Source organism: Pseudomonas sp. NY15435, from assembly GCF_048068295.1.
In the GTDB taxonomy this organism is placed as follows: domain Bacteria; phylum Pseudomonadota; class Gammaproteobacteria; order Pseudomonadales; family Pseudomonadaceae; genus Pseudomonas.
Window position 1 is genome coordinate 294,567 of the sequence record NZ_JBLUQA010000008.1, and the last position, 10,501, is coordinate 305,067.

Here is a 10,501-nt window from a genome sequence, read left to right on the forward strand (position 1 = left end):
GTCAATGCACTCCTTGTTCCAGGGGCAGGAACAGACTGAACACGGTGTGGCCGGGATGGCTCTCGCATTCGATCAAGCCCTGGTGCTGGCTGATGATGTTCTGGGTGATGGCGAGGCCCAGGCCGGTGCCGTCGGCACGGCCGCTGACCATGGGATAGAAGATGGTGTCCTGCAGTTCAGCCGGAATGCCCGGGCCGTTGTCGATGATCTCGACCTTGCACACCAGACGATGGCGCGTGTGGCCGATGGTGAACTGGCGCAGGGTTCGGGTGCGCAAGGTGATGCGCCCCAGCTTGAGTTCGTTCTGCGCGGCGATCGCCTGCATGGCGTTGCGCACGATGTTGAGCACCGCCTGGATCATCTGCTCGCGGTCGATCAGCAGGTCAGGGATGCTCGGGTCGTAGTCGCGCACCAGCGGGATGGTGCCCTGGGTCTCGGCCTCCACCAGGCTGCAGACGCGCTCCAGCACTTCGTGGACGTTGGTCACCGAGAGCTGCGGCAGCTTGTTCGAGCCGAGCATGCGATCCACCAGGTTCCTCAGGCGGTCGGCTTCTTCGATGATGACGTTGGTGTAGTCCTTGAGAGATTCATCCGGCAGCTCGCGGGAAAGCAGCTGTGCCGCGCCACGAATACCACCCAGCGGGTTCTTGATTTCATGGGCCAGGCCGCGCACCAGCAGCTTGGTGGTTTCCTGCTTGGACAGCTGCGCCTCTTCCTTGGTGATCCGCAGCAGCCGGTCGCGTGGGTGGACTTCGAGCAGCAGCAGGGTATCGCGGCGGTCGAGGATCGGCGTCACCGCGTAATCGACAGTGATGGTCTGTCCGGTCAGCGAAGTCAGGGTCGCCTCGCGCTTGGTGAACGGATGCGCCTCTTCCACCGCTTGGCGCAGCGACTGCAGCGCCTCGGGCGATTCGGTGAACAGCTCGCTGATGAACTGCCCGTGGCTGCGTTGCCCGCTGACCGCCAGGAGCATTTCCGCCGCCGGGTTCATGTACTCCAGGCGCAGCTCGGCATTGAGCAGGATCACCGCCGTGGTGAGGTTGTCGAGCAACAGGCGGAGCTGGGTTTCTGTAGGCATGGCGTAAGGAATGTCCCAAGACTGTGCGGGAAAATGCAAAAAGCAAACCAGGCCCTGAAAAGACGCGTATTTCGCGGCATTGCGCTGATTTGCTGCGCGCAGGCGGCCAGATTGGCCAGCGGGAGTGACCTGAAATGGGGAGAGTATAGAAAGTGGTGCAGGCATATGCACCGATATGGTGCATTTGTACCGGCCGCCGCACGGACTCAGCGGCTGGCGGCGTTGAACTCTGGCGTGGCGTCCAGGGTGGCCGCTTCGGCGACCGAGACGCGGAACATGTGGAAGGGCTGGTTGGGCGTCTGCTCGATGGTGCGGCCGAGGGTGTCGACGATCTCGATCGACAGCTGGTGAGTCCCGCGATCGATGTTGTAGAGCGGGAATACCGGGCTGCGGCCAGGGTCGCCCACCGGTTTGCCGTCCAGCAGCAGGCGGTAGAGATGGCCGGGGAGCAGGGCCGGGTCGCTGGTGGCGGAAACGATCAGCGCGCCGTCGTTGGCGCGCACGGTGGCATCGGGCTCCGGCACGATGATGCGCAGCAGTTGGTACGCCGGCGGGCCGGCCGGCAGCGCGGGTGTTGTCGGTGCGTAGAGCGGCGGCGGCATACGCACGCCGTTGGGCGAGCCGGGCTGGGAGTTGATCGGCGCCAGTTGCAGCTTCTGTGCGTTGCCGCGCGGTGGCTGATCGGTGAAGACGCGATTACCTTCCTTGTCGATGTAGGTGTAGACCTCGGCGCTGGCCGACAGGCAGAACAGCGCCGACAACAGGAGCATCACCAGATAGCGCATCGTCAGCCGCCCGTCCTGGGTTGGATCTTGGGCCGTTGCGGGCTGTTGGTGCTGATACGTTGCAGAGTGAAACTCACCGGCGAGCTGGCCTGGATCACGCGACTGCCCTGCAGCACCTGGACCGCCAGGGTGTGGTCGCCGCGGTCAATTTCCTGCAGGCCGATGCTGGTGCTGCTGGTCGGTGCACCGTAGGGCTGGCCGTCAAGCACCAGTTGCAGTTGGTGACCCGGAGCGAGCGCGGGTTGCACCACGACATTCACGGTGAAGGTGCCGTTGTTCTGGCGCAGCGATTCGTCGTCCGGCAGGTTGCTCAGGGCGAGAATCTGGTAGGTCGTGGTCGCTTGGCTAGTGCTGTCGGCGGGCGCGGCGACGGGCGCCTGCGGGCCGACGGTGTTGGTCGGCGGCAACTCCACGGGCTTGGCGTCGACATTGGTCGGCGGCTGGTTGGTGAACACCGTCTTGCCGTTGGCGTCGGTGTACTTGTAGATCTGCGCGCTGGCTGGCAATGCGGCGGCGAGCAGCAGGGCGGTGAGGATCAGGCGCATGAAGAATCTCCGGATGGTCATGCCAAGCCTTGCACCGCCGACGGCGGCTGGCAAGTTGCCTATTGTCTTTCAGCAGGGCGCTGCGCGTTGTGCGCTGCTGCTCGCGCAAGGACCTTTCCTGCGCAGGACGGGTCCGAGCCTGGCGCCGGCGTCTGTATGATGCGGGCGAGCGTCATTTTCCATCGTTGTGGGGTGTGCCTGTGATTCCAATTCGTTACCTGCTTCGTCAGTGGCTGCTGCTGTGCTGCCTGGGCCTCGGCTTGTCCGTCGCCGGGCCCGCGCTGGCGGCGCTTCCCGGGCCGCTGGCCGGGGTGACGGGTGGGGGCGAGGCCAAGGTCAGCGACGCCCAGCTGGAGCAGTCGCTGAACCAGGTGATCAAGACCCTGGAGAGCGACCAGCAGCGTGCCGATCTGCTGAAGAAGCTCAAGCAACTGCGCGATGCGACGAAGAAGAGTTCGGACGAGCAGGGCGGCGTGCTCGGCCTGATCGGCGACACCCTGGGCAGCCTGGAGAAGCAGTTCGAAGGCGCCAACAGCCCGGTGGTGCGCTGGGCCGAGCTGTTCCAGGGGGCGGGTTTCGAACTGGAGGCGCGCACGCCGTCGCTGGCGGAATGGCCGGGAATGATCCTCGACTTCGCCCTGGTCATCCTCATCTGGGCCTGCGTTGCCCTCGGCCTGCGCTGGTTCGCCGGGCGCATGCGCAAGCGCTTCGGCCTGGAAGACGAACTGCCGCAGCATCCCAAGACCCGCGACCTGTTGCTGTTCGCCCTGCGCAAGCTCGGCCCCTGGCTGGTTGCCTTCCTGATCACCGTCTACCTGTCCGTGGTGTTGCCCAGCTCGCTCGGCAAGCTGGTGGCCATGGTGATCGCCTACACCCTGGTGTGCGGCACCCTGTTCTCCGCGCTGTGCGTGATCTCCCTGTCGCTGCTCAGCGGCCCGCACCGCATGCGTGCGCTGGATATCCTGCGCCGCCGCGCCTTCCGCCCCCTCTGGCTGATCGGCAGCCTTGCCGCGCTGGGTGAGGTGATGCACGACCCGCGCGTCATTGAGAGCCTGGGGATGAACATCTCGCTGTTCGTCGGCTCGGTGGCGAACATCTGCGCGGCACTGCTCACTGCACTGTTCGTCCTGCAGTTCCGCCGGCCCATCGCCCACCTGATTCGCAATCAGCCGCTGGAACGCCGCCTCAAACGCCGCGGGCTGAGCGACCTGGTCGAACTGATCGGCTCGATCTGGTTCCTGCCGGTGCTGGTGCTGGTGGGCATTTCGCTGTTCGCCACAATCGTCACGGCCGGCGACAGCAGCTATGCCCTGCGCCGGGCCCTGGTCTGCGCCGTCGTGGCAGTGGTGGCGATGACCGCCAACGGCCTGATCCGCCGCGCCCACCAGCGCTCTACCCGGCGCGGCGCCCGCCGTCACGCACCGTACATCGAGCAACTGCAGAGCTTCGGCTACACCCTGCTGCACATCGCCAGCCTGCTGTTCTTCCTGGAGATTGGCCTGCGCGTCTGGGGCATGTCGCTGGTGCGCTTCGCCGAGGGCGACGGCTCGCAGATCAGTCTCAAGCTGTTCAGCTTCGGCACCACCCTGCTGGTCGCCTGGCTGGTCTGGATTCTCACCGACACCGCGGTGCAGCACAGCCTCGGCCTGGGCGGCAAGAAGAGCGCCAACACCCGTGCACTGACCATGCTGCCGCTGATCCGCAACGTGCTGTTCGTGACCATTGCGGTGATCGCCCTGATCGTCGCCCTGGCCAACATGGGCATGAACGTCACGCCGCTGCTAGCCGGTGCCGGCGTCATCGGCCTGGCGATCGGTTTCGGCGCGCAGTCGCTGGTGGCGGACCTGATCACCGGTCTGTTCATCATCATCGAGGATTCGCTGTCGATCGACGACTACGTCGACGTTGGCGGCCATCTCGGTACGGTGGAAGGCCTGACCATCCGCACTGTGCGCCTGCGCGACCTGGATGGCGTGGTGCACACCATCCCGTTCAGCGAGATCAAGAGCATCAAGAACTACTCGCGGCAGTTCGGCTACGCCATGTTCCGCTGGCCGGTGCCGGCGAGCATGCCGATCGACGATGCGCTGGCGCTGGTCAAGGAAGTCTCCGGTGAGCTGCGCACCGACCGCACCATCAACCGCGCCATCTGGTCGCCGCTGGAAATCCAGGGCATCGAGAGCTTCGACGCCGGCCAGGCGATCCTGCGCTTCCGCTTCAAGACCGCGCCGATCCGTCAGTGGGAAGTGCAGCGCGCCTTCAACCTGCGCCTGCGACAGAAGCTCGACAAGGCCGGGCTGGAACTCTCCATGCCGCGCCTGAATGTGCAGCTCTCGCGCATGCGCAAATCGCGCCGCGAGGACGACGAGGAGCAAGGCGCACCGGCCGACGGCGGGATCTGAAACCGGCCTTCCGTTGTAGGAGCGAGCTTGCTCGCGAACGAGTTATCCGGTGACTCCAGTGCTGTGCGATTCGCGAGCAAGCTCGCTCCTACAGGCACAGGCACAGGCACAGGCACAGGCACAGGCACAGGCACAGGCACAGGCACAGGCGCCAGCGGTTTTCTCCAGCCCATAAAAAAGGCCTCCCGAAGGAGGCCTTAATGCTGTCGCTATTTATAGGTATTCGTGGATCAGACGCTGTAGTACAGGTCGTATTCCAGCGGGTGCACGAAGGTGCGCACCTTGATTTCTTCTTCCGACTTCAGCTCGATGTAGGCATCGATGAACTCGTCGGTGAACACGCCGCCCTTGGTCAGGAACGCACGGCCCTTGTCGAGTTCTTCCAGCGCCTCTTTCAGGCTGCCGCAAACCTGCGGGATTTCCTTCGCCTCTTCCGGCGGCAGGTCGTACAGGTTCTTGTCGGCGGCGTCGCCGGGGTGAATCTTGTTCTGGATGCCGTCCAGGCCCGCCATCAGCAGCGCGGCGAAGCACAGGTAGGGGTTGGCAGCCGGGTCCGGGAAGCGCGCTTCGATGCGGCGGGCTTTCGGGCTGGATACGTACGGAATACGGATCGAGGCGGAACGGTTGCGGGCCGAGTAGGCCAGCATGACCGGGGCTTCGAAGCCCGGAACCAGACGCTTGTAGGAGTTGGTGGCCGGGTTGGTGAAGCCGTTCAGCGCCTTGCCGTGCTTGATGATGCCGCCGATGAAGTACAGGGCGGTATCGGACAGGCCGGCATAGCCTTCGCCAGCGAAGGTGTTCTTGCCATCCTTGGAGATGGACATGTGAACGTGCATACCCGAGCCGTTGTCGCCGTACAGCGGTTTCGGCATGAAGGTCACGGTCTTGCCGTAGGCGTCGGCGACGTTGTGGATGCAGTACTTCAGGGTCTGAACTTCGTCAGCCTTGGCAACCAGGGTGTTGAACTTCACGCCGATTTCGTTCTGGCCGGCAGTCGCCACTTCGTGGTGGTGAACTTCGATGACCAGGCCCATTTCTTCCATGGCGTTGCACATGGCGGTACGGATTTCGTGGTCGTGGTCGACCGGCGGTACCGGGAAGTAGCCGCCCTTGACGCCCGGACGGTGGCCTTTGTTGCCGGTCTCGATGTCAGCGTCGGTGTTCCAGGAAGCCTGCTCGGAGAAGATCTTGAACATCGAGCCGGAGATGTCGGACTTGAACTTCACTTCGTCGAAGATGAAGAACTCCGGCTCCGGGCCAACGAATACGGTGTCACCGATACCGGTGGACTTCAGGTATTCCTCGGCGCGCTTGGCGATGTTGCGCGGGTCGCGCTCGTAGCCTTGCATGGTGCTCGGCTCGATGATGTCGCAAACGATGATCAGGGTCGGCTCTTCGGTGAACGGGTCGAGCACGGCGGTGCTGTCGTCCGGGAGCAGGATCATGTCGGAGGCTTCGATGCCCTTCCAGCCTTCGATGGAGGAGCCATCGAACATCTTGCCGGCTTCGAAGAACTCGTCGTCCAGCGCGTCGCGGGCGGGCATGGTGACGTGCTGCTGCTTGCCTTTGGTATCGGTGAAGCGCAGGTCAACCCACTTCACGTCATGATCTTTGATCAGTTGTTGCGACTTGTACGACATGCTGTCCTCCAGGAGGGATTAGAGCTGGGAGCTTTTTCGTGCCCCAGTATCGGGTGATGCCGGCCGGAATACTCCGCCAGGGCAACCTGCCTCACAAGAGAGCAAGTTGCGTGCCAGTGCCCGTAAACGGGCAGGGGCCCTGAAATCACGGGCTCTGGCGTGTGTTACGGATAATTGCACGGAAATAGTGCACCGCTTTGGTGCTCCGTCGTGGTGCATAAGTCCATTTTGGTGCACCAAAAAGAAAGTCTCCGATTTCTGCTCAAGTCTTGAGCAATTTCGGATATAATTCCGCCCCTTTTTTTCAGTCCCATGGCAATCGCCCGGTTCGCATGAAACTCATCGTCAAGGTCTTCCAGGAAATCACCATCAAGAGCCGGCCGGTGCGCAAGCGCTTCATCCGCCAGCTGGCGAAGAACATTCGCACGGTGCTCCGCGATCTCGACCCTGAGTTGCTGGTCGAGGGCGAGTGGGACAACCTCGAGGTCGAGACCAAGGTCACCGACCCGAAAGTCCTGCGCGAGATGATCGAGCGCCTGACCTGCACGCCAGGCATCGGCCACTTCCTGGAAGTGCACGAATACCCGCTGGGCGATTTCGACGACATCCTCGAGAAGTGCAAGGCCCACTTCGGCGACAAGCTGCCGGGTAAGGTCTTCTCCATGCGCTGCAAGCGCGCCGGCAAGCACCCCTTCACCTCTATAGATGTGGAGCGTTACGTCGGTGGCGGCCTGCGCCAGCACTGCGGTGCGGCGGGCGTCTCGCTGAAGAACCCGGAAGTGGAAGTGCGCGTGGAAATCCGCCACGACCGCCTCTACGTGATCCACGCCCAGCACGATGGCCTGGGCGGCTACCCGCTGGGCGCGCTGGAGCAGGTGCTGGTGCTGATGTCCGGTGGCTTCGACTCCACCGTGGCGGCCTACCAGATGATGCGCCGCGGCATGATCAGCCACTTCGTGTTCTTCAACCTCGGCGGCCGTGCCCACGAACTGGGCGTGATGGAAGTCGCGCACTACCTGTGGAAGAAGTACGGCAGTTCCCAGCGCGTGCTGTTCGTCAGCGTGCCCTTCGAGGAAGTGGTCGGCGAGATTCTCACCAAGGTCGACGACAGCTACATGGGCGTGACCTTGAAGCGCATGATGCTGCGCGCCGCCAGCCGCGTGGCCGAGCGCCTGGAGATCGACGCGCTGGTGACCGGCGAGGCGATTTCCCAGGTGTCCAGCCAGACCCTGCCGAACCTCTCGGTGATCGACCGGGTGACCGACACCCTGGTGCTGCGTCCGCTGATCGTCAGCCACAAGCAGGACATCATCGACACCGCCACGCAGATCGGCACCGCCGAGTTCGCCAAGCACATGCCAGAATATTGCGGCGTGATTTCGGTGAACCCGACCACCCAGGCCAAGCCGTACCGCGTCGACCACGAAGAAACCAAGTTCGACATGGCCGTGCTCGACCGCGCCCTGGAGCGTTCCACCCAGATGACCGTCGACCGCGTGATCGACGAGTTGGGCAAGGACCTGGCGGTGGAAATGGTCGACGAAGTGCTGGCCGGCCAGATCGTGGTGGACATCCGTCACCCGGATGCCCAGGAAGATGAACCGCTGGCCATCGAGGGCATCGAAGTCCTGGCCATGCCGTTCTATGCGATCAACAGCAAGTTCAAGGAACTGGACCCCAACCGCCAGTACCTCCTGTATTGCGACAAGGGCGTGATGAGTCGCCTGCACGCCCACCACCTGGTCAACGAAGGGCACACCAATGTGCGTGTTTACCGTCCGCAATAAAGGCGCGGACCAACGCCGCCAGCCCGGACTGTTCGGCGGCAGTATCCGCCACCGACCTCCCGACACATTCGGTGCGTAGGCTCACGCCCTGACCTTTTGCACCGCCGCGCCACGGCCCGGCCCCCGCTGCCGACAACGGCAGCCGAAGATTCACTATCGAGACTGACACTGTGATCGAAAAACTGCGCAACATCGCCATCATCGCCCACGTCGACCATGGCAAGACCACCCTCGTAGACAAGCTCCTGCGCCTGTCCGGCACCCTCGACCGCAAAGAAGCGGAAAACGAGCGCGTGATGGACTCCAACGACCAGGAAAAAGAGCGTGGCATTACCATTCTGGCGAAGAACACCGCCCTGAAATGGAACGACTACAGCATCAACATCGTCGACACCCCCGGCCACGCCGACTTCGGTGGCGAGGTTGAGCGCGTAATGTCCATGGTCGACTCCGTACTGCTGGTGGTCGACGCCCAGGACGGCCCCATGCCGCAGACCCGCTTCGTGACCCAGAAGGCGTTCAAGGCCGGCCTGCGTCCGATCGTCGTGGTGAACAAGATCGACCGTCCGGGCGCGCGCCCTGACTGGGTCATCGATCAGATCTTCGACCTGTTCGACAACCTCGGCGCCACCGACGAGCAGTTGGACTTCCCGATCGTCTACGCCAGTGCCCTGAACGGCATCGCCGGCATGGACCACGAGAAGATGGACGACAACATGGACGCGCTGTTCCAGGCGATCATCGACCACGTTCCGGCGCCGAAAGTCGACGTCGACGGTCCGTTCCAGATGCAGATCTCCCAGCTGGACTACAACAGCTTCCTCGGCGTGATCGGCATCGGCCGTATCGCCCGCGGCAAGGTCAAGACCAACACCCCGGTCGTGGCCATCAGCGACGACGGCACCAAGCGCAACGGTCGTATCCTGAAGATCATGGGTCACTCGGGCCTGCAGCGCATCGAAGTCGCTGAAGCCGAAGCCGGCGACATCGTCTGCGTCTCGGGCATGGACGAGCTGTACATCTCCGACACCCTGTGCGACCCGCAGAACGTCGAAGCGCGCCCGCCGCTGACCGTCGACCAGCCGACCGTGAGCATGACCTTCCAGGTCAACGACTCGCCGTTCGCCGGTAAAGAAGGCAAGTTCGTCACCAGCCGCAACATCAAGGACCGTCTGGACAAGGAACTGCTGCACAACGTGGCCCTGCGCGTCGAGCAAGGCGACTCCCCGGAGAAATTCAAGGTTTCCGGCCGTGGCGAACTGCACCTTTCGGTACTGATCGAAACCATGCGCCGTGAAGGCTTCGAGCTGGCCGTAGGCCGTCCGGAAGTGGTCATCATCGAGACCGCCGAAGGCGAGAAGCAGGAGCCGTACGAGAACGTCACCATCGACATCGAAGAGCAGCACCAGGGCTCGGTGATGGAGCAGATGGGCCTGCGCAAGGGCGATCTGACCAACATGATCCCCGACGGCAAGGGCCGCGTCCGCCTGGAATACACCATCCCGGCGCGTGGTCTGATCGGCTTCCGTAACAACTTCCTGACCCTGACCTCGGGCACCGGCATCCTGACCTCGACCTTCAGCCACTACGGCCCGATCAAGGCAGGCGAAGTCACCAACCGTCAGAACGGCGTACTGGTCTCCATGGCCACCGGCACCGCGTTGACCTACTCGCTGGAAACCCTGCAGAGCCGCGGCAAGCTGTTCCTCGGCCCAGGCGACGAGATCTACGAAGGCCAGCTGGCCGGCATCAACAGCCGCGACAACGACCTGGTGATCAACCCCACCAAAGGCAAGAAGCTCGACAACATGCGCGCTTCGGGCAAGGACGAAGTCATCGCCCTGGTTCCGCCGATCCGCTTCACCCTGGAGCAGGCGCTGGAATTCATCGCCGATGACGAGCTGGTGGAAGTGACGCCGAAGTCGATCCGTCTGCGCAAGAAAATGCTCAACGAGAACGACCGCAAGCGCTACGAGCGCGCCAAGGTCTAACTCGACCAGCAGTACGAAAAAAGCCGGGCACCTGCCCGGCTTTTTTTTGCCCGTCTTCCGCGCTGGAGAGTTGTTCTTCGTAGGAGCTAGCTTGCTCGCGAACGAGTGACCCTAAAACGCCGAAGCCGGGCGGTTCGCGAGCAAGCTCGCTCCTACAGCTAAATGTCACCCTTTAGGAAATTTCTGACTTTTTCATGGAGCGTGGCCGAATGACCACCTTCTGACGTCTTATCCTTCGAAGCTGTGAGATCGTGGACGCAGGCCAGGGAGCCG

7 protein-coding genes are annotated in these 10,501 nt (G+C 63.2%); 3 read left to right on the plus strand and 4 right to left on the minus strand.

Going from position 1 to position 10,501, the window contains the following annotated elements; genetic code table 11:
- Nucleotide 1: 1 nt before the first annotated feature.
- From glnL to ACNFH5_RS20680, 3 genes are all read right to left on the minus strand, one after another.
- Nucleotides 2-1,078 (minus strand): nitrogen regulation protein NR(II), encoded by a 1,077-nt coding sequence (glnL, locus tag ACNFH5_RS20670; RefSeq protein ID WP_024766655.1) that lies wholly within the window; start codon nt 1,076-1,078, stop codon nt 2-4.
- A gap of 206 nt (nt 1,079-1,284) precedes the next feature.
- Nucleotides 1,285-1,854 carry a DUF4124 domain-containing protein gene (locus ACNFH5_RS20675; RefSeq protein WP_416749150.1) on the minus strand — a complete coding sequence of 190 codons (570 nt, stop codon included), beginning with the start codon at nt 1,852-1,854 and terminating at the stop codon, nt 1,285-1,287.
- Nucleotides 1,855-1,865: 11 nt separating this feature from the next.
- On the minus strand, nt 1,866-2,408 hold the full coding sequence (locus tag ACNFH5_RS20680; protein ID WP_416749111.1) for a DUF4124 domain-containing protein: 543 nt from the start codon (nt 2,406-2,408) through the stop codon (nt 1,866-1,868).
- Between the two features lie 194 nt (nt 2,409-2,602).
- On the opposite strand from ACNFH5_RS20680, the gene ACNFH5_RS20685 reads away from it, so the two are divergent.
- On the plus strand, nt 2,603-4,810 hold the full coding sequence (locus tag ACNFH5_RS20685; protein ID WP_416749113.1) for a mechanosensitive ion channel family protein: 2,208 nt from the start codon (nt 2,603-2,605) through the stop codon (nt 4,808-4,810).
- Nucleotides 4,811-5,040: 230 nt separating this feature from the next.
- On the opposite strand, the gene glnA is transcribed toward ACNFH5_RS20685, so the two are convergent.
- A complete protein-coding gene (gene glnA / locus ACNFH5_RS20690; RefSeq protein ID WP_045215805.1) occupies nt 5,041-6,450 on the minus strand; it encodes a glutamate--ammonia ligase in 1,410 nt (469 codons plus the stop codon).
- Nucleotides 6,451-6,782: 332 nt separating this feature from the next.
- On the opposite strand from glnA, the gene thiI reads away from it, so the two are divergent.
- Together thiI and typA are read left to right on the plus strand one after the other, a co-directional pair.
- Nucleotides 6,783-8,237: a tRNA uracil 4-sulfurtransferase ThiI gene (gene thiI / locus ACNFH5_RS20695; RefSeq protein WP_401090004.1), complete on the plus strand. Its 1,455-nt coding sequence runs from the start codon at nt 6,783-6,785 to the stop codon at nt 8,235-8,237.
- A gap of 170 nt (nt 8,238-8,407) precedes the next feature.
- Nucleotides 8,408-10,228 (plus strand): translational GTPase TypA, encoded by a 1,821-nt coding sequence (gene typA / locus ACNFH5_RS20700; protein WP_024766660.1) that lies wholly within the window; start codon nt 8,408-8,410, stop codon nt 10,226-10,228.
- Nucleotides 10,229-10,501: the final 273 nt, after the last annotated feature.